This is a genomic window from Adhaeribacter arboris, assembly GCF_003023845.1.
In the GTDB taxonomy this organism is placed as follows: domain Bacteria; phylum Bacteroidota; class Bacteroidia; order Cytophagales; family Hymenobacteraceae; genus Adhaeribacter; species Adhaeribacter arboris.
Genome location: NZ_PYFT01000001.1, coordinates 6535941 through 6554551, shown reverse-complemented (window position 1 = coordinate 6554551; position 18611 = coordinate 6535941). Strand labels below are relative to the sequence as shown.

Genomic DNA, 18611 nt, shown 5'->3' with positions numbered 1-18611 from the left:
AATAAAAAAGCCGGATTAAAATCCAGCTTTTCTATTACCAACGGCGGTTATCTTCGTCGTAATTGCGGTTAGAGCGGCGCTCGTTGTTTCGGCGCTGGGAATCATCTTCGTCCGCCCAACGTGGACCTGATTCGTATCCCCGATTAAAATTACGGGGTTCGCTCCGCCAATTCTGATTATTTTGATTATTCTGATTTTGGCCATCATCAGGATGCGTAAAAGTACGCCAGTCTTCGCGCACCTGGTCGGCTATCCGGCCGAAAAAGCCCCGGTTGTCCTGTTGATCATTGTGGCGGCGACGGTTTTTATTACGATCATTGTCGGCATCGTAATCCTCATCGTGTCCGGGTGCTTCCCAATGCCGGTTACCACTGCCGTAGCGATAATCTTCGGCTTGGAATTGTTTGCGGTCGTCAAACAGGCGCGGTTCTTCGCCGGCGTAAAAACGGTTATCGCTTTCGGTATACCTATTTACATCATAACGTTCGCCTTGATCCGGGCGATTAGCTTGATAACGATCGTTTAAATAACGATTGCCTGGATTAAAGTTATTCCGGTTCCGATTATCCTGATTAAATTGATTATCACGAACGCGCTCTTCGTGGCGGTAATTATCCTGCCCTCTGTCTACCGGCCAATGTTGTTGATTGTTTTGCTGAAAATTCTGCTGACGATTATAATTATCGCGGTTATCCCGGTTATCTCCAAAATTAATATTTGCATTCCGGTAAGCACTATTAGGATCGGCACCATAGTGCTGTTGGCCTCCGTTGTTCGACTCAGGTGAATTATGATAATCGCGACCACTCCGGTATTGCTCGTTCCAATTTTGATTGCGGTTTTCCTCGGCTATCCGCTTACCTATCCGTTGGTTTTCTGCCAGATGATCGTCCCGATCATTCCGGTTTCTATTTTGATATTCGTGCATGTTTTTCGATTTAAATGAATAATCTCTCTTTTAGTAAAGCTAGATTCTATTTTTTACGAAGACTTTATTCCAGGGTTAAGTTTTCTATAACAATACCGGTAAAGAATTTTAAAAACTACCAACCAAACTTTTGCGCAGAGTTAAAAATCTTTAATTATAGTAATATTATTTAAACCTATTAACACAATAAATATATTTATATCTTTATTAATAAATACTAAATAGTTGCTTGTAGTAAGTATCAGTAAAACAATCAACAATGACTATATTCAGATAACAAGTTTATTTTGGGTATTTAAAAGAAACAAAAAAATTATAAAGTAGATTTTTTGATTTTTATTAGATACCTGTAAATTACGAGTATAATCCGTTTAAATTTTTTAAGTACATGACCATTCAAGAGAGCAAGCAATTCTTTGAAGACAAAGGATACTTAGTAGGCGACGTAGTACAGATGTACCGCACGGAAGACGATAAATTATTATTTGCCCGGATGCGTTTTTTGCATTTAATTTTTGAAAACGGCATCCAGAATAATTACAACGATCAATACCTGGAAAAGCTGTGTTTGCACTTAGATACCATGTGCCGGCTGGTATTTAATTATAATTTGCTGCAAACCTGTGAACAAAAATCTTATTCGGCTATTAACCATTTGGTATTTTTTGCTTTGCAGAAGGATTTGCACGAGATTTTACTCAATCTGCGTTTTCAGGAATTAATTTTTTCGGAGTTAGAGGAATATGAAATTTGCGCGAATATTTCGTTTGCGCAAAAATGTGTTCTAAACGAGATTGCCCGTAAAGCAGAGTAGAAAAATTTTTAGTTTACTAAATAAAAAGGCTGCTTTTAAACGAGCAGCCTTTTCCGTTATACTATCCTGTTTCACTAATTACCTTTTTCTGGGTTGCTGACCACCTTCGCCTTCTTCTTTTAAACCTGCCTGGTTATCAAGGCTACCGGTATTTAATTCTTCCTTCCGGTTCTTACCGGGTGTATTCCGTCCCGGACTTTGCGTATCTTCTCCCTGGTGGTTTCCTTTTTGGCCACTGTGGCCAGGGCCTGTGCCGCCCCGGTGGGTGCCGTGGCCGGTATCTTTATCGCTTATAGTATGAGGTTGTTTTCCGTGTGGGGTTGGTTCCTTACCCAAACCGCTTTTTTCAGCGGGACCGCCGCCACGCCGGCCTAACACGTCGCCACCGCCATTAAAATCATCATGGGCCTGACCGTCGTCAATGCGGCCACCAGTATCATTTACATCGTCTAAATTGCGATTGTTTTCATCTACGTTGGTTACCTCATCAATATTATCTATCTGAGGTGCATTCGGTGTGTTCTGTCTCTGACTATTTCCACTATCTTTTGTTGCCATCATTTTAAAGGTTTACAGTTAAAACTCTTGCCATGCATTCACATGTGCTAAAAGTTTACGCGCTAACTGCCCCACAAGTTGAGTTAGGGTTAAAGTAAAAAAGAATTTGGAGGCTTTAAAAGCCCAATATTTCCTTCAATTTTAAGACTTTCCTGCCTAAGCTAATTATGCATTTACTAACCGCTACTGTTTTCTGAAACTTAAATGATTAAAAAAGAGGTAGTAGATTAGCTACTTTGCCTCACCAGCGATACTCTATATTCAGTCGAGTAGGCTGCTTGGCATGGATTAACTCAACTTAAATTCAGTCTTTGCTGCAGGTAAAAAGTTAAATTTTTTTAATCTTATTTCATAAACAAGTAACCATAAGAGGTTAAACCAAGAAAAAAGCCCTGGCAGTTTAGACATCCAAGGCTTTTCTTATACTACTTATTCTGGCTGCAGAAACGGGTAGCGGTAATCTACCGGGGGAACAAAGGTTTCCTTGATGGTGCGGGTAGAAGTCCAGCGGATAAGATTAAATACCGAACCAGCTTTATCGTTGGTACCAGAAGACCGGGCGCCGCCAAAAGGTTGCTGGCCGACTACGGCGCCGGTAGGTTTATCATTTATATAAAAGTTACCGGCAGCGTGCAGTAATTTACCGGTGGCTACATCAATGGCATAACGATCGCGGGAAAAAATCGAACCCGTTAAAGCATAAGGCGAAGTGGTATTAATTACTTCCAGTATTTCTTCAAATTCTGCTTCCTGGTACACGTAAATAGTTATTACTGGGCCGAATATTTCCTCACACATGGTTACATACGCCGGATCTTGCACTAATAAAACGGTTGGTTCAATAAAGTAACCCACGGATTTATCAAAATTGCCGCCGGCAATAACTTCTACTTCCGGGTCATTTTTAGCCGCTTCAATGTATTGGGTAATTTTATTAAATGATTTTTCGTCGATAACCGCGTTTATATAATTACCAAAATCTTCCGGCGAACCCATTTTAAACGATTTCAAATCTTCGACAATCGAGCTTTTTACGTCCTCCCATAGATTAGCCGGAATATAGGCCCGCGAAGCAGCCGAACATTTCTGACCCTGGTATTCAAAAGCCCCGCGGGTAATCCCGGTTGCTACTTCTTTAGCGTTGGCGGATGGGTGCGCCACAATGAAATCTTTTCCCCCTGTCTCGCCCACAATGCGCGGGTAGCCGCGGTACAAATGCAAGTTGTTGCCAATAGTTTTCCAGATATTATTAAAAACTCCGGTAGAACCCGTAAAATGGATACCCGCAAACTGCCGGTGACTAAAAATAACCTCACCGGCTACCGGACCATCTACATAAATTAAATTAATAACGCCATCGGGCAAACCGGCCGTCCGGAATAACTGCATTAAAAACTGAGCGGCGTAAACCTGGGTATAAGCGGGTTTCCAAACGACTACGTTACCCATCATGGCGGGGGCAGCGGGTAAATTGCCGGCAATGGCGGTAAAGTTAAATGGGGTTAAGGCAAACACGAAACCTTCCAGCGGTCGATGCTCCAAACGGTTCCAAACGCCCGGACTTGATTCGGGTTGCTGGGCGTAAATCTCCGTCATGAACTTAGCATTAAAACGCAAAAAATCAATCATTTCGCAGGCTGAATCAATTTCGGCTTGGTAGGCATTTTTAGATTGCCCCAGCATGGTAGCGGCATTTAAACGCGCCCGCCACGGTCCGGCAAGTAACTCAGCGGCTTTTAAAAATATGGCCGCCCGACTTTGCCAAGGGGTACTAGCCCATTGTTCCCGGGCCGCTAAAGCGGCCTCAATGGCTTGGTTAACGTGGCTGGCATCGCCTTCGTGGAAATAACCTAAAACGTGCTGGTGATCATGGGGCAGGGTAAGCGGCAGCTTGTTTCCGCTCCGTACCTCCTGATTACCAATGTACATGGGTATATCTAATTGCTGTGATTTAAGTTCTTTATAAGTTTGTTGTAATTCTTTTCTTTCCGGCGAACCCGGGGCGTAGTTTTTTACCGGCTCGTTTACCGGCAGAGGTACCTTAAAAAATCCAGACATGGTATTGCTATTTTTTAGTTGTAAGTTACAGGTTGAAAAGTTAAAAAGTTGGAAGGTTTAAAGGTTGTAAAGTTAAATTGCTGACTGATTACATTGTTGTTTTAATACATAGATAATGTACTAACGCGAAGTGCTGGCCTAGTGTTTATTAGTAAGTAGGTTCTGGTTAAAGTAAATGATTTACTTAAATGCAGAAATAGCTGCTCTGATATTCTACCAACCTAAGGTCAAATGTGGCTGACACAAATGAAGTACTCGCGCCAGAATACTTTTCAACTTTCAAACCATTCAACTTTCAAACTTTACAACCATTCAACTTTATAATTCGCCAACTTAAAGCACCCGCATCAGTTCGCTTAGGCAGCTAATTTCGTAAGTTACTTTTTGGTGATGCCGTTTTTTACCCGGATTAAAGTAAATCTGGTCCATCCCGGCATTTTTGGCGCCCAGGATATCCGCTTCCAGGCTATCGCCAATCATCAGACTTTCGGCGGCTTTTACATTAGCCCGGCTAAGAGCGTATTCAAATATTTTGCGGTCGGGCTTACTGCAATTCACGCACTCCGAGGTAATAACTTCCTGAAAATACTCGTGCAGGTTCGAGGAAGTCATTTTAATTTCCTGAACATCTTTAAAACCATTGGTAATAATATGCAGCGTGTATTTTTTTTGCAGATAACGCAATACCTCGTAGGTATACGGAAAAACCGCCGTTTTCGTCGGACAAAGCGTAGTGAAAGCTTCGGGTAAACCCGTTGGTATTTGCGCGGGAGTTAACCCGAGTTTTAGTAGAGTTTGCTCAAAACGATTCGTGCGCAACTGCTGCTGGGTAATTTTGCCTTCGTGGTAAAGGCGCCACATCCGGTGATTAACGTAGCTGTACTTTTTATAAAAATCGGTAGAAGAAAACTTACCAAACTTGGCTAAATCAAACTGATTATATAGTACCACAATGGTTTCTTCCGCATTTTTTTCAAAATCCCAAAGCGTATGATCTAAATCGAAGAAAAGATGTTTGTAAGTTTTTAAGGGAAATAGTTTCACAAAGAAGTTTGGTTAAGTTGGTAGGCAACCCTCTAGCTCGCATTTGCATCTGCTTACTGGGGCATCCATTTACGGTTGTGTAGTTTATTTACGGCTAATTCGCGGTTAGAATACAAAACGCGATAAGTTTCCTGATCTTTTAGTAACAATTCGTCTTTTTCCAGGTAAGTAAAAATAGTATGCAGTAAATCCGCAGTTTCGTCGCGCAAATAATAATATACCCAGTTGTCGATTCGCTTAAAGGCTACTAAACCCGAAAGTTTCAAATAAGACAAATGCCGCGAAGTTTTGGTTTGCGTAAAATCTAAAACCTGTTCGATATCCGAAATGCACATCTCGGAGTTTTTTATGATCAAATTTAAAATGCGTAACCGTGATTCGTCGCCCAGTGCTTTAAATACCTGTTCGCCGAAGGTTACGTTAAAATGTTTCAGCCGCATTTGCGTTAGATAAAAATTACAGATAGTATAAATAGGTATAAAAAATATCAAACCAATGAAGTAATATCTCTTTTGATATACAACATAATGAAAGGGCAGAATGATTTTTTATACTCAATAACCAGCGCGATTAATTTAAAATTTACCAGTTATAAAATGCCAAGTCTTATCTGATTAAATTCAGAAAAATAGTATACTTGTAAAGAATGAACGCAAATATGTTACCTTATTACTTCTTTCGAGCTCGATTTATTAGTAGCTCTATAAAATTTACTTTTTGCTGCCTGTTAAGCCTCATCGGATTTTTAACTCCGGAAAAGGCGTCGGCCCAGGGCAAAGCGGCCGTGGTGCAATTATCGGGTATTGTTGCCAGCGGCGATAGTTTGTATGGCGTACCAGGAGTTACCGTTTATGTACCTAAAGCGGGCCGCGGTACCGTTACTAACGATTACGGCTATTTCTCTATGCCGGTATTAGCCGGCGATAGTGTGGTAGTACGAGCCCTTGGTTACAAACACTTAACCGTTTTGATTCCCCGCAATTACAATAAGCAAAGTTACTCGGTGGTACTGGAATTAAAAGAAGATGCCACGCTATTACCCGAAGTACGGGTTTTTCCTTATCCTACCGAAGAATTATTTAAGAAAGCTTTTCTGGCCTTGCGCGTACCCGACGAACAAAAATCGGCGGCTGAGAAAAACCTAAATGAACAATTAATGGCCCGCATATTTGATAATACTGCCATTGGACCGTCCGCTAATTTCCGCCATACCATGGATATGCAGAACATGTATTTAAACAAGCAAACCATGCCCAATCAATACAATAATAACCCTCTTCTTAACCCGTTCGCCTGGGGGCAGCTGATTCAACAAATTAAAAACGGCGACTTAAAACGCAAGTATAAGGATGAGTAAAATTACAGGTTGCAGGTTTATAAAAATTGAAAATATTAAGGGTTTAAAATATGACATTCTGCTTTTTTAACCTTTAGCTGAGGGTCACTTTTCTTTATCACAATAAAATTTCATTTTAAGCGGAATCAAGCTAATTTACCGCCTCGCCAAGAAAATACTTATGTCGGCTAACGAACACGCTCCCATCAAACCCAAAATAACCCCAATTTACCAGACTTCCGTTTTTACTTTCAACGATTTAAATGAGCTGGAAGCTTATTTCGATGAGCCGGGGCAACATTATATGTACAGCCGGTTTGGGAATCCTAATTCGGATGAACTGGCAGCGGAGGTAAATAAACTGGAAAAAGGCGATGGCGCGGTAGTAACTTCTTCGGGGATGTCGGCTATTTTAACGGCTATTTTAACTTTTTGCCAGGCCGGTGACCACGTATTATGTGCCGAAGAAATTTACGGCGGCTCGGCCACCTTACTGGCGCAGGAATTAAAAAGATTAGGTATTACCGTAACCTTTGTTCCCACGGAACAGACCTACGAATTAAGTTCCTACGTGCAGGAAAACACGAAAGCCTTACTCGCGGAAACTATCAGCAACCCACTTTTAACGGTGTTAGATATTGCCCGTATAGCGGCTCTTTGCCGGGAATTTCAGTTAAAGTTAATTATGGATAATACGTTTGCCTCGCCGGTTATAACTCGTCCATTGGAGCTAGGAGCCGATTTGGTGATGCACAGCGTTACGAAGTACTTAGCGGGCCACAGCGATGTAACAGCCGGCGTAATAGTTGCCAAAGGCGAAGAAACCGCGAAACGAATCCGTCAAATTGTGATGTATTACGGCTTAAACCTTAGTCCGTTTGATTCTTGGTTAGCGGCCCGAGGTTTAAAAACTTTACGCTTACGCATCAAGCAACACAGCGCCAATGCCTTAGAAATTGCCCAATTTTTAAATCAGCACCCAAAGGTTCGGCGCGTCTATTATCCTGGTCTCGAAAATCATCCGCAAAATGAGCTGGCACGGCAGCAAGGTAATGGTTTATTCGGGGGGATGCTGTCTTTTCAGATAAGCGATGAGATGGAGAAAGTAAATGCTTTTATGCGGGCATTGCCTCATATTCCGTTTGCACCTTCGCTTGCTGGCGTAACTACGTCTATTTCACATCCCCTTAAAACATCACACCGCTCGTTTAGTCCGGAGCAACAGGAAAAGCTAGGCATTACTCTTGGTCTTATTCGTTTATCGGTGGGGATAGAAGAAGCCCAGGATTTGATTCAGGAATTAGATGCAGCTTTAGCCGCTATTTAAGATAGCCGTATTCGAATTAATAAAATCAGGTAACAACACAACAGTAATCTTCTAAACTAAAATTATTCTATTTCAAATTTTCGTCGTTCAGCGGCTATTTCGGCGTTTAAACGTTGCAGGATAAAGGCATCCGGCTTACGTAAAATACTCACATGAGCGCCATTTTCGCGAATAAGCGGGTTCTTTAGTTGGCCGATGATTTGAGCCGATTGAAAATGCGGCAGTAAGTCCGTAGGGGCTTCCTCACTGACTAATATCACAACGTTAGAATCAACTACCGCCGGACACCAAAGCGCATAACTGGCATTGGTGCTGTGGGCCCGCGGCAAGTTATAAGCTGCATTATAAAAGTTTACGGCCCCGGCTTCGCCGTAATTATCGCACCAAATAATAGCCTCGGTCCGTTCCTTATCCGAAAGTGTTGCATAAGCCTGGCGCACTAAGCCGGCCATTTCTGCCCAGCCTAACATATCGGCATAATCCTGAGGCAGTAAGTGGTCTTGACCATCTTCCCAACGTAAAACCCCGGTAGCCTTAAACTTTTGGCAATATTGCGACGTAGCTTCCGGGGATAAAACCGGCAGAAGTAACGGCACTAAAGGAGCCATTACTGCCAGGGATAATACCAACAAAATCGGCCTTAGATAAAACTGATGCTTTTTATTTAGTAAATGTTCCCAGGTAACTCCGCCAAAGGCAAGTAGTACCGGATATAAGCCCAAAGCATAGTAACTTTTACCGTGTAAAAGTAAAAAAATTGCTATTACCGCCACGTAAATCCACCCGATAAGGCGATAAGGACGCGCCCAATTAGCCAGGAATAAAGCTAGTAAACCTGCTAACCAAATAAACAAAGCCGGTAAATTCATCAACAATTGGTCTAACAAAAAATCTTTGGGTTTTACCAAATCTAATTGATTGCGCTTTAATTCTTGCATGTGCTGCCAAAACGGAATATTATGCTGCACTTGCCAGATGATATTGGGTAAAAAAATAAGCAATGCTATAATGATTGCTCCGTAAAAATGCCGCTGAAGCAACAAAGTACGTTGGGGCGAAAGCAATAACGCCGGAAATGTGCCCGCTAAAAAGAATATAATAGAATATTTATTGAGTAAACCCAACCCGATGGTTATACCCAAAGCATATAAGTAATAAGCTTTTGGTTGCTGGATATAACAGATTAGAAAGTAAAGGTAAACCGACCAAAACAAGAACTCGAGCGCATTCGGCTGAAACAAAATATTCACTCGTAAATAAGCGGAAGCTAGAAAACCAATACCCGCCAGGGCTAACGCAAACCAGCCGCCATTTAACCGTTTTACCATAAAACCAATAACTAACATAGTTAAAGCACCAAATAGAGCCGGCCAGAATCGCACCATATACCACGAATTGCCAAATGCTTTGGTAATCCAGGCTTGAACCGCTAAAGCAGGCGGTACTTCCAGGAAACCCCAAGCCAGGTGATTTGCTTCGTCTAAGTACAAATACTCGTCGCGCTGTAATTGGTAAGCTGGGTGTACGGACAAGAAGGATAAAGCAAATTTAAAAATTACCAGAAACAAAAGAAGTGGCCGGAAAAAATGGCTGGTTATCGGATTCATGTAAAAGGCCGTAGGTTTGTTACCAATATCTACAATTTACTTTAGATAATAGCAGAGAAGATACAGCCAAAATAAAACTGGAAGAACCCGGTATGATTTTTTTGTAACTTGGTCGCCAAAATTTAGGCAGATGATAATTTTCCCGAACGCTAAAATAAATATTGGTTTGCACGTGGTAAATCGGCGGCCCGATGGCTTCCGGAACCTGGAATCGTGCTTTTATCCGGTAAACTGGTGCGATGCATTGGAAATAATTCGGGCGGAAGAAACTCGCTTTACTTCTTCCGGATTAACCATTCCGGGTGAAACAGATATGAATCTTTGCTTGAAAGCATATAAATTATTGCAGCAGGATTTTGCCTTGCCACCGGTGCATATTCATCTGCACAAAAACATTCCCATTGGGGCTGGTTTGGGAGGCGGCTCAGCCGATGCTGCTTTTACGTTAAAATTATTAAATAACTTATTCGAGCTAAATTTATTAGTACCTGATTTAGAAAATTACGCGCGTCGTTTAGGGAGCGATTGCGCATTTTTTATTCAGAACAAACCAGTATTTGCCGTGGAAAAAGGCGATGTATTTGAACCTATTGATTTACATTTAAGTGGCTACCAAGCAGTAATTATTTATCCGGATTTACATATTACCACCGCCGAAGCTTACCAAAAAGTAGTACCTAAAAATCCTAACGAAAACTTAAAAAATTTACTGCAACAACCCCTTACAACTTGGAAAGACGGGGTACAGAACGATTTTGAGGAAGCTTTGTTTCCGAGTTACCCGGTATTACCCCAACTAAAAGCTTATTTAGACGAGGCAGGTGCTCTTTATGCTTCCATGACCGGTTCCGGTTCCGCGGTATTTGGTATTTTCCCGAAGGATTTTTCTCAAAAGTTAACTGTGACCGGCACCACCTATTCCGTTTGGCAGGGTGCTCTGTAGTTGCCGATTTTCGTACCGCCGGTCGAGAATGGGATGAATAAAAACGCTGAACAAAATAATAAGCGCCCCGGCGTAAAACCCGCCTGACATGTGTTCGCTTTCGCCAAAAATAAAATAAGCAAATACAATTCCGTAAACCGGTTCTAGGTTAATGCTCAGGTTCATGTTAAATATCGGTATCCGCTGCATTAGTCGCACGGAACCCGTAAACGGATACACGGTACAAACCAGAGCCAGAGTTAAAATATAAACCCAATCCAGCGGGGTTAAAGTAAAATGGACAGCGTGGTCCGGACTTAAAAACAGTTGGTAAATAGGCATAAACAGTGCAGTACCCAGGCAAGCGCCGGCCATTTCGTAGCAGGTAATATTAAGCGGGGAATATTTGCGGGTTAAACGGCTGTTAATAATAGAAAAAGTTGCACCTAGCATAGCGGAGCCTACGCCCATTAAAATGCCCAAAGCGTGACTAAACTCAAACTGAAAAATTAGGTACAAGCCCAGAAATATCAGCAAGGCTAACCCAATTTCGTGCGGTTTAATTTTTTTCTGATAAAATATAGGTTCCAGAATTGCTGTCCAGAGACTACTGGTAGCCATCCCCGCTAAACAAATTGAAACAGAAGCAACCCGCGCCGACGCAAAAAAAAGCATCCAATGCGCAGAAATCAGCATACCTACCCCAATAATTTTAATGATAGGACCCCGGCCAATTCGGAACGATTTACCGGTGAATTTTATGATTAAAGCTAAAGTGGCAGCCGCAATCAGAGTCCGGAGAAATACCAGTTCTACCGCGGGAATAGAAATTAATTTACCTAAAATTGCCGTAAATCCCCACACAAAAACAATAAAGTGCAGTTCTAAATAATGCTTAAACGAAGCCATAGATTAGTCCATAGTCCATGGTCCACAGACGATAGACCACAGGTAAAATTGTTGGATTGCTAAATTGCTTTTTAGTCCTCAGTCCACGGACGAAAGATCACAGATGAATATTGTCTCATTGCTGAATGGTTGAATGGTTACAATTACGGAACATACAACGTTAAACTTTAACTTGCCAACTTGTAACCTGCAACTTTCAACCACTACCGCGGTACTGTTTTATATAAGATAATACCGATGAAGGTAAAAATAATCGAGGGAATCCAGGAAGCTAACATGGGGCTTACATCACCGACTTGGGCTAAACTACGGCTCATAATAACAAAGATGATAAAGATAAAGGCCAGCGTAAACCCAAGCGCTACTTGCAAGCCTATGCCTCCTCGCCGTTTTTTAGAACTGAGAATAACTCCAATAACCGTTAATATAATTATAGCAAATGGGTAACTGAACCGTTCGTATTTTTCAATCAGGTAAATCTCGGTATCATCGGCTCCCCGCATTTTCTTCTGCTTGATAAATTTATTTAATTCAGGCAGCGTTAAGGTTTCGGCCAAGCGGTAAGTACTGGCAAAATCTTTTGGTAACAGGTTCAGGGTGGTATCTAAAGGTCCGTATTGCTTGGTAATTTCTTTGTCCCCCACAAATTTACGCAGTACGTAATTATCCAGGTGCCACTTGCTTTTCTTCTCGTCCCAAGTAATAGCATCAGAAGTTAATTTAGCCAGTAACTCGTTGCCTTTAATGGTTTCCAGCGTAAATTTATAACCAATGTTGGCGGTATTATTGTAACTTTCAATGTACGCGTACGATTCGGGATTAAGCTTGAAATGAATATTCCGGCCTTCAAAAGTATAGGGTTTTTTAATGTACTTTACTTCAAAAGCTACCCGCGTTTTATTAGAATTAGGAATAACCCAACCAATCATGGCAAACGTAAAAACCCCAATTACAATAGCTCCCAGAATGTAAGGCCACAACATGCGCCGAAAACTTACCCCACTACTCAAAATAGCCACGATTTCCGTACGACCCGCCAGCTTAGCCGTAACAAAAACGGTGGCAATAAACACCGTAATGGGGCTAAGCATATTCGAATAGAACGGAATCAGGTTCAGGTAGTAATCGAAGATAATGGATTTAAACGGGGGATTGGTTTCTAAGAAATCATCATTTTTTTCCGTAAAGTCAATCACACAAATAATAACTACCAAAATTAAAACGACGAACACGAAGGTGCTCAGGTATTTCTTCAGGATATAGGTATCTAATAATTTCATTTGTTAGTTGCAAGTTACAAGTTGCAAGTTGGTTAGAAAGTTGGAAGGTTAGAAGGTTAGAAAGTTGTAAAGTTACAAGTTTTGCTTACTATGTTTACTATCAGACTTTTATAGACTAATCTAACAATCTAACAATTCAACAGTTCAACAATTTTACCTGTGGTCTATCGTCCGTGGACTGTGACCATGGTCTATCGACTAATTTATAACCGCACCATTAGATCTTTCACCATTTTGTCTTTCCAGGCCCGGAAAGTGCCGGCCAGAATTTGCTCGCGGGCTTGTTTCACCAACCACAGGTAAAAAGTTAAGTTATGCACACTGGAAATCTGGGCACCCAGCATCTCGCCGCTATGCACCAAATGTCGTAAATACGCTTTGGTGTAAAACGTGCTGGCATAGCCGCCAAGTGTTTCATCAATCGGAGAAAAATCATTTTTCCATTTTTCGTTACGGATATTGATAATACCTTGCGTGGTAAACAACATGCCGTTACGAGCATTGCGGGTAGGTAATACGCAATCGAACATATCTATTCCTAATGCAATATTTTCCAGAATATTGGCCGGCGTACCTACGCCCATCAGGTAACGGGGTTTATCCGCGGGTAAAATATCGCAGACTAACTCCGTCATTTCGTACATCATATCGGCCGGTTCTCCCACCGATAAACCCCCAATAGCATTACCGGCCCGATTAAAGGAAGCAATGGTTTCTGCCGATTTCTGGCGCAAATCTTTAAAAGTGCTGCCTTGTACAATTGGGAAGAGGTTTTGCTCGTAACCGTATTTGCTTTCCATATTATCGAATCGTTCGCAGCATCGCTGCAGCCAACGGTGGGTCATGTCCATGGATTTGCGGGCATAGTTGTATTCGCAGGGGTAAGGCGTGCATTCATCAAAAGCCATAATAATATCAGCCCCAATCGTACGCTGAATATCCATTACGTTTTCCGGCGAAAAGAAATGCGTAGAACCATCAATGTGGGATTTAAATTTTACCCCTTCTTCTACAATTTTGCGCGTACCCGAAAGCGAATAAACCTGGTAACCGCCGCTATCGGTTAAAATAGGTTGGTCCCAGCCGTTAAATTTATGTAGACCACCCGCTTGTTCCAAGGTGTTTAAGCCCGGGCGTAAATACAAATGATACGTGTTTCCTAAAATTATCTGGGCTTGAATATCCTCTTTTATTTCGCGTTGGTGTACTGCTTTAACGGTACCAGCCGTACCTACCGGCATAAAAATGGGCGTTTGAATAATGCCGTGAGCGGTGGTAAGGGTGCCTGCCCGGGCTTTTGATTCTTTATCGTGAGCGGTTAAAGTAAAAGTCATTATTTTTTAGTCCATAGTCGATGGTCCACGGACCACGGCTTTTCTTGTTGAATAGTTGTTTTTAGTTTACCGTCCATAGACCATAGTCGATAGTCCATAGAATGGATAACTGCTGAATTGCTGAATTGATAAATTGTTAAATTGTTAAAGTATTAGATTGTTTTTAATGCTAAATAGCTGGATTGTTACAGTTACGGAACATACAAAGTTAAACCTTTAACTTTCCAACTTTTTAACCTTCCAACTGGTAACCTTCCAACCTTTCAACTTTAAAACCAACCTGCAACTTTAAGGTCTTTCACTTAATGGTTTAGGTTCGGTTAAGGCGACGTTTAAGTATTCGGCGAGTTGTTGTACGGCCCGGCCCCGGTGACTTATGCGGTTTTTCTCGGCGGAATTCATTTCGGCAAAAGTTTGAAAATGGCCTTCCGGAATAAATACCGGGTCGTAACCAAAGCCTTGATTTCCGCTGGCCTCTTCCGCTATTTTACCTTGTACCACGCCATCAAATTGAAACAAATTATTATCTAAAATCAGAGTAATAGAAGTCCGGAATTGGGCTGCCCGGTTTTCTTTACCCGCCAAATTCTGTAAGAGTAATTGAATATTATCCTGGCTACTACGCTGCGGACCTGCGTAGCGGGCCGAATATACACCTGGCTCCATGTTCAGCGCTAATACTTCCAGGCCAGTATCATCGGCGAAACAATTCACTCCGTATTTTTGCCATACATATTCCGCTTTTTGCCGTGAATTACCTTCTAAAGTGGTTTGTTCCTCGGGCAGTTCTTCGTGGCAGCCAATATCGGCTAAACTTTTAACGTCAAACCGGTCGCCCAGAATTTCCCGGATTTCGGACAATTTATGCGCGTTGTTGCTGGCAAAACAGATGGTAAGCATAGATTTTATTTGTATTAATGAATGTCCTGGTAAAATATACGGTTTGCTTCCTGATTAATAAGCAAACTTAGTTTATCTGCTTGACTTAGAATAATTAAATGGCCACCCTCATAAACTACTGGCTTATCAAGGTAAGATACCGGAAATAGTTTATCCTGATTACCGTGTAAATGAATAAGATTGGGAATATGGTCGCGGCTTTGCCAGTTTACAATAGCGGTTAAAGCCCACTTCGCGTATGGAATATCCGTTGCCTGAATAATTTGATGGAGAAGCTTTTTTTCAAGTAACGTGTTGGCTCCAAATACCCAATTATATAACCACGGTAGCTTTTTAGCCCACTGCAACGGTAAATACTTGTGAATTCCTATCTTGCCGAAAAAACGCAGATAACCAGGTAATTCAGCGCTAGTTTTAATACTGGAAATCAATATAATTTGTGCTGATGGTAGTATTTTACTTATTTCTACCGCTACCATGCCGCCAAAAGAAACTCCTACCAGTAATACGGGTTGATTGTTTATCAAAATCTGATTTGCCATGCGTTGCGCATAACTCACCAAAGATTCATTTTTATGGGATAGCAACCACTTCAGAACTACTACTTCAAACCGACTAGCATCCAGTTGCAGTAACTGAAACATCCGGGCATCGGCCCCTAAACCCGGTATACAGTAAATTTTCGGGAGTTCTTTTTGCAATGGACCAGATTAAATCAAATAAGCACCATATAATTCCTCTTCCGTTAGCACTACCCGGATGTGCTCGAGCAAGGTGGTAGCCAATGACAAACCGGTATAAGTAACCATTATCGGATACAAAGTATTATGCCGGTTAATAAGCGTAGCCGTTTCAATCTTTTTTACCTCGGCTTTTAAAAATAATGCTAAGCTGTAGGCCATGGTTTTACCCGAGTTTAGCACATCATCTACCAGAATAATAACTTTTCCTTCCAAATTAAGATTAGCTGGCTCTAAATCAATAACTTGATTTAAAGGATGAATTTTATCTAAGGTAATTCCTAATAGATGAACAAAAAGCGGTGAAATCTGACGCAATTCATCGGCTAAAAGCTCCGCTAGTTTATAGCCATTTTCGTGAATACCCGCCAAATAAAGCTCCGACTCCTCGAAGTTTTTTTCGTAAATCTCAAACGCCATGCGCTTAATTTTCTGCATAATATCCTGACGCGTTAAAATGCGGGAACTAGGGCTAAAACTTTGAGTTTCGGTAAGCATGACCAGATTAAGTGACAATTATTAAGACAAAAGTACGCAAGGAAATAATCCTGAACGCTATTTTTTAGTATTTTAAAATATAATGAGATTTTTCTGCTTACTACGAAGTTATTTCATTAGCATTTGCGTTCGATTTAGAAGTATTTCAAATTATTCAAGCGATTTACTCCCGGAAAAATTCTATAATCTTTCGTATTATACGAAAAAAACATTTATCTTTGCGTCCTGATTTTTGAAAGAAGCTAGTTTATAAATATATAAGTACCAATGAAAAAAGATATTCATCCCACATACAGAGAGGTAGTATTTCAGGATACATCCAGCGATTTTAAATTTATTACCCGCTCTACCATGACTTCCAACGAAACTATTACCATGGAAGACGGTAAAACCTACCCGGTAATTAAAGTAGAAGTATCTTCGGCGTCGCACCCGTTTTATACGGGTAAAAACATTTTCGTGGATACTGCCGGTCGGGTGGAGAAATTCCAGAAACGTTACGCCAAGAAATAAGGAATTTTTGGCTTTTAATTTGATAAAGTCTTCCTGAAAAGTCAGGAGGACTTTTTTTATTTTTGCCCTATGAACATTATTCTTTTTGACGATAAAAATATTCGTCCGAACTTATTGCCCCTTACCTTTACCCGGCCGGTAGCGGAAATACGGGTGGGAATTTTAACCATTGCGGAAAAATGGCAAAAGTTTACCGGACAGCCTGTTTCGTACTTAACGCAACCGTATTTACAAAAAAAATACTCGTGTAGCGCCGAGTTAACGGCCAATATTTACATTAACGGTGCCGTTTGCCCTAATGCCGATTTGCTCAAAAGTTTAAAAAAACTAAAGGCGGACAAAGCTTTGTTTAAAAACAATGTTTTACTCGCTTTCCACGGCAACGAGCAGGTATTCGAAACCTTATCCGATTTTTATAACTACAGCAATGCCATTCCTAAAAATTTCGACGGTGAGGTAACCATTATTCAGGAGGTTTGGGAAATATTTACCCGGAATGGCCAGCAGATTAAAGCTGATTTTGATTTAATTACCAAAGGCCGGAAAAGTTGCCCCGTAACAGATCCCCATTCAGTGGTATACGCCCCCGAAAATGTTTTTTTAGAGGAAGGCGTAAAGCTGCGCGCCGTAGTACTAAATGCCGAAAGTGGCCCTATTTATCTGGGTAAAAATTGCGAAGTGCAGGAGGGTGCTGTTATAAGAGGAGCGTTTGCTTTAGGTGAAGGCAGCATTTTAAACATGGGCGCTAAAATGCGCGGCGATATTACTATTGGGCCTTTTTGTAAAGTAGGCGGCGAAATTAGCAATTCGGTTATTTTTGGCTACTCCAATAAAAGTCACGATGGATTTTTAGGAAATTCGGTCCTGGGCGAGTGGGTTAATTTAGGAGCCGATACGAATACCTCTAACATGAAAAATAACTATGCCGATGTAAAGCTTTGGAATTACGCCAAAGGCGGCATGAAAAATACAGGCTTGCAGTTCTGCGGTTCCATTATGGGCGACCATACCAAATGCGGGATTAATACCATGCTGAATACCGGTACAGTAACCGGCGTAAGTGCGAATGTTTTTGGAGCCGGCTACCCCCGTAATTTTATTCCATCCTTTACCTGGGGAGGTTCGCCTAGTTTGGAAACCTACCAATTACCAAAGTTTTTCGAATCGGCAAGCAGAGCTATGGAGCGTCGCTTCCTGGTACTCGATGAAATTGAAAAAAGCATTTTAAGCAACGTTTATGAACAAACCAAAGAATATCGTACTTGGGAAAAAATTTAAGTTTGTAATCCTTACTTATAATTAGGAAAATTTGGGGGAAGATTATCTGCACTTTAACGCGCCATAGTATAACCGTTTAAGGAAGAAAATAGGCCATGCAAACGCATCTTATTCGTTCATTAATACTTATTTCACCTTTTATAAGTAGGTTTACTATTTTAAGAATTATACTAGCATGCAAGATAATAGTATCATCTTATTGATAATATTTAGTTTTTGCGGCCTCCTGCTGTGGCTAGTGGGAAATCATATTAAAAAGAAAGAAGCACTAAAATCTATATCCTTGCCAGGCTTGGTTCTAAAAAATGTGAAAGATAAAAAAGGCATGGCTACTTTCGTGGGAAATAACTTAAGGAGCATGGGCTTTATTAGCTTACTAATTGCGGGTAGCATTTTTCTGCTGCCAACGGTTAAAATGTTGGTATTGCTAATGTTTTTGGTGGCTTTAATTGCTATTTGTTTGCGGTTAATTATGGGGCTGAAAAAGTTTAATAAATAAGTCGATAGTTCACAGAAAAATTATTATTTATAGAAAATATATTTCATTAATTCACTTTCAACTATA

19 protein-coding genes are annotated in these 18611 nt (G+C 41.1%); 7 read left to right on the top strand and 12 right to left on the bottom strand.

Annotation, left to right across the window (positions count from 1 at the left end):
* Positions 1 to 34: 34 nt before the first annotated feature.
* A complete protein-coding gene (locus AHMF7605_RS26545; protein WP_106932970.1) occupies positions 35 to 928 on the bottom strand; it encodes a hypothetical protein in 894 nt (297 codons plus the stop codon).
* Positions 929 to 1316: 388 nt separating this feature from the next.
* Here AHMF7605_RS26545 and AHMF7605_RS26540 point away from each other — a divergent pair, with 388 nt between their 5' ends.
* Positions 1317 to 1742, top strand: coding sequence for a hypothetical protein (locus tag AHMF7605_RS26540; RefSeq protein ID WP_106932969.1), 426 nt, complete (start codon positions 1317 to 1319; stop codon positions 1740 to 1742).
* A 78-nt stretch (positions 1743 to 1820) separates the two neighbouring features.
* On the opposite strand, the gene AHMF7605_RS26535 is transcribed toward AHMF7605_RS26540, so the two are convergent.
* The 4 genes from AHMF7605_RS26535 to AHMF7605_RS26520 form a co-directional block, all read right to left on the bottom strand.
* On the bottom strand, positions 1821 to 2303 hold the full coding sequence (locus tag AHMF7605_RS26535) for a hypothetical protein (protein ID WP_146153680.1): 483 nt from the start codon (positions 2301 to 2303) through the stop codon (positions 1821 to 1823).
* Positions 2304 to 2729: 426 nt separating this feature from the next.
* Positions 2730 to 4358, bottom strand: a complete 1629-nt coding sequence (pruA, locus tag AHMF7605_RS26530; RefSeq protein WP_106932967.1) for an L-glutamate gamma-semialdehyde dehydrogenase — start codon at positions 4356 to 4358, stop codon at positions 2730 to 2732.
* A gap of 333 nt (positions 4359 to 4691) precedes the next feature.
* Positions 4692 to 5402 carry a YjjG family noncanonical pyrimidine nucleotidase gene (locus tag AHMF7605_RS26525; RefSeq protein ID WP_106932966.1) on the bottom strand — a complete coding sequence of 237 codons (711 nt, stop codon included), beginning with the start codon at positions 5400 to 5402 and terminating at the stop codon, positions 4692 to 4694.
* 53 nt (positions 5403 to 5455) lie between these two features.
* Positions 5456 to 5842 carry an ArsR/SmtB family transcription factor gene (locus AHMF7605_RS26520; protein WP_106932965.1) on the bottom strand — a complete coding sequence of 129 codons (387 nt, stop codon included), beginning with the start codon at positions 5840 to 5842 and terminating at the stop codon, positions 5456 to 5458.
* Between the two features lie 206 nt (positions 5843 to 6048).
* Here AHMF7605_RS26520 and AHMF7605_RS26515 point away from each other — a divergent pair, with 206 nt between their 5' ends.
* Positions 6049 to 6759: a carboxypeptidase-like regulatory domain-containing protein gene (locus AHMF7605_RS26515; RefSeq protein WP_106932964.1), complete on the top strand. Its 711-nt coding sequence runs from the start codon at positions 6049 to 6051 to the stop codon at positions 6757 to 6759.
* Positions 6760 to 6919: 160 nt separating this feature from the next.
* Positions 6920 to 8065: a trans-sulfuration enzyme family protein gene (locus tag AHMF7605_RS26510; protein WP_106932963.1), complete on the top strand. Its 1146-nt coding sequence runs from the start codon at positions 6920 to 6922 to the stop codon at positions 8063 to 8065.
* Between the two features lie 62 nt (positions 8066 to 8127).
* On the opposite strand, the gene AHMF7605_RS26505 is transcribed toward AHMF7605_RS26510, so the two are convergent.
* On the bottom strand, positions 8128 to 9672 hold the full coding sequence (locus AHMF7605_RS26505) for a glycosyltransferase family 39 protein (protein ID WP_106932962.1): 1545 nt from the start codon (positions 9670 to 9672) through the stop codon (positions 8128 to 8130).
* A 130-nt stretch (positions 9673 to 9802) separates the two neighbouring features.
* On the opposite strand from AHMF7605_RS26505, the gene ispE reads away from it, so the two are divergent.
* Complete coding sequence (gene ispE / locus AHMF7605_RS26500) at positions 9803 to 10615, top strand: 4-(cytidine 5'-diphospho)-2-C-methyl-D-erythritol kinase (RefSeq protein ID WP_106932961.1); 813 nt, start codon at positions 9803 to 9805, stop codon at positions 10613 to 10615.
* Here ispE and AHMF7605_RS26495 read toward each other — a convergent pair.
* The 6 genes from AHMF7605_RS26495 to AHMF7605_RS26470 form a co-directional block, all read right to left on the bottom strand.
* The gene (locus tag AHMF7605_RS26495; RefSeq protein WP_106932960.1) at positions 10568 to 11503 is read right to left on the bottom strand and encodes a DMT family transporter; all 936 of its coding nucleotides are present in this window, start codon (positions 11501 to 11503) and stop codon (positions 10568 to 10570) included. The two genes, ispE and AHMF7605_RS26495, sit on opposite strands and share 48 nt — an antisense overlap.
* Positions 11504 to 11706: 203 nt before the next feature.
* Positions 11707 to 12783 carry an LptF/LptG family permease gene (locus tag AHMF7605_RS26490; RefSeq protein WP_106932959.1) on the bottom strand — a complete coding sequence of 359 codons (1077 nt, stop codon included), beginning with the start codon at positions 12781 to 12783 and terminating at the stop codon, positions 11707 to 11709.
* A 203-nt stretch (positions 12784 to 12986) separates the two neighbouring features.
* Positions 12987 to 14117 carry a tRNA guanosine(34) transglycosylase Tgt gene (tgt, locus tag AHMF7605_RS26485; RefSeq protein WP_106932958.1) on the bottom strand — a complete coding sequence of 377 codons (1131 nt, stop codon included), beginning with the start codon at positions 14115 to 14117 and terminating at the stop codon, positions 12987 to 12989.
* 288 nt (positions 14118 to 14405) lie between these two features.
* Positions 14406 to 15017 (bottom strand): non-canonical purine NTP diphosphatase, encoded by a 612-nt coding sequence (locus tag AHMF7605_RS26480; RefSeq protein WP_106932957.1) that lies wholly within the window; start codon positions 15015 to 15017, stop codon positions 14406 to 14408.
* A 14-nt stretch (positions 15018 to 15031) separates the two neighbouring features.
* Positions 15032 to 15718, bottom strand: coding sequence for an alpha/beta hydrolase (locus AHMF7605_RS26475; RefSeq protein WP_106932956.1), 687 nt, complete (start codon positions 15716 to 15718; stop codon positions 15032 to 15034).
* 9 nt (positions 15719 to 15727) lie between these two features.
* Positions 15728 to 16255, bottom strand: a complete 528-nt coding sequence (locus tag AHMF7605_RS26470; RefSeq protein WP_106932955.1) for a phosphoribosyltransferase family protein — start codon at positions 16253 to 16255, stop codon at positions 15728 to 15730.
* A gap of 267 nt (positions 16256 to 16522) precedes the next feature.
* Between AHMF7605_RS26470 and AHMF7605_RS26465 the strand changes: the two genes are divergently transcribed.
* From AHMF7605_RS26465 to AHMF7605_RS29545, 3 genes are all read left to right on the top strand, one after another.
* Positions 16523 to 16768, top strand: a complete 246-nt coding sequence (locus AHMF7605_RS26465) for a type B 50S ribosomal protein L31 (protein ID WP_106932954.1) — start codon at positions 16523 to 16525, stop codon at positions 16766 to 16768.
* Positions 16769 to 16837: 69 nt separating this feature from the next.
* On the top strand, positions 16838 to 18046 hold the full coding sequence (locus AHMF7605_RS26460) for a GlmU family protein (protein WP_106932953.1): 1209 nt from the start codon (positions 16838 to 16840) through the stop codon (positions 18044 to 18046).
* Positions 18047 to 18353: 307 nt separating this feature from the next.
* Entirely contained in the window at positions 18354 to 18545 is a 192-nt protein-coding gene (locus AHMF7605_RS29545; protein ID WP_146153679.1) for a hypothetical protein, read from the top strand.
* The last annotated feature ends 66 nt before the right edge of the window (positions 18546 to 18611 follow it).

Coding starts and splice junctions, on each gene's coding strand:
- AHMF7605_RS26460 (WP_106932953.1), top strand. CDS start 16,838: ATGAACATTATTCTTTTTGACGATAAAAATATTCGTCCGAACTTATTG.
- AHMF7605_RS26505 (WP_106932962.1), bottom strand. CDS start 9,672: ATGAATCCGATAACCAGCCATTTTTTCCGGCCACTTCTTTTGTTTCTG.
- tgt (WP_106932958.1), bottom strand. CDS start 14,117: ATGACTTTTACTTTAACCGCTCACGATAAAGAATCAAAAGCCCGGGCA.
- AHMF7605_RS26465 (WP_106932954.1), top strand. CDS start 16,523: ATGAAAAAAGATATTCATCCCACATACAGAGAGGTAGTATTTCAGGAT.
- ispE (WP_106932961.1), top strand. CDS start 9,803: ATGATAATTTTCCCGAACGCTAAAATAAATATTGGTTTGCACGTGGTA.
- AHMF7605_RS26480 (WP_106932957.1), bottom strand. CDS start 15,017: ATGCTTACCATCTGTTTTGCCAGCAACAACGCGCATAAATTGTCCGAA.
- AHMF7605_RS26515 (WP_106932964.1), top strand. CDS start 6,049: ATGAACGCAAATATGTTACCTTATTACTTCTTTCGAGCTCGATTTATT.
- AHMF7605_RS26510 (WP_106932963.1), top strand. CDS start 6,920: ATGTCGGCTAACGAACACGCTCCCATCAAACCCAAAATAACCCCAATT.
- AHMF7605_RS26535 (WP_146153680.1), bottom strand. CDS start 2,303: ATGATGGCAACAAAAGATAGTGGAAATAGTCAGAGACAGAACACACCG.
- AHMF7605_RS26540 (WP_106932969.1), top strand. CDS start 1,317: ATGACCATTCAAGAGAGCAAGCAATTCTTTGAAGACAAAGGATACTTA.
- AHMF7605_RS26470 (WP_106932955.1), bottom strand. CDS start 16,255: ATGCTTACCGAAACTCAAAGTTTTAGCCCTAGTTCCCGCATTTTAACG.
- AHMF7605_RS26545 (WP_106932970.1), bottom strand. CDS start 928: ATGCACGAATATCAAAATAGAAACCGGAATGATCGGGACGATCATCTG.
- AHMF7605_RS26490 (WP_106932959.1), bottom strand. CDS start 12,783: ATGAAATTATTAGATACCTATATCCTGAAGAAATACCTGAGCACCTTC.
- pruA (WP_106932967.1), bottom strand. CDS start 4,358: ATGTCTGGATTTTTTAAGGTACCTCTGCCGGTAAACGAGCCGGTAAAA.
- AHMF7605_RS26495 (WP_106932960.1), bottom strand. CDS start 11,503: ATGGCTTCGTTTAAGCATTATTTAGAACTGCACTTTATTGTTTTTGTG.
- AHMF7605_RS26520 (WP_106932965.1), bottom strand. CDS start 5,842: ATGCGGCTGAAACATTTTAACGTAACCTTCGGCGAACAGGTATTTAAA.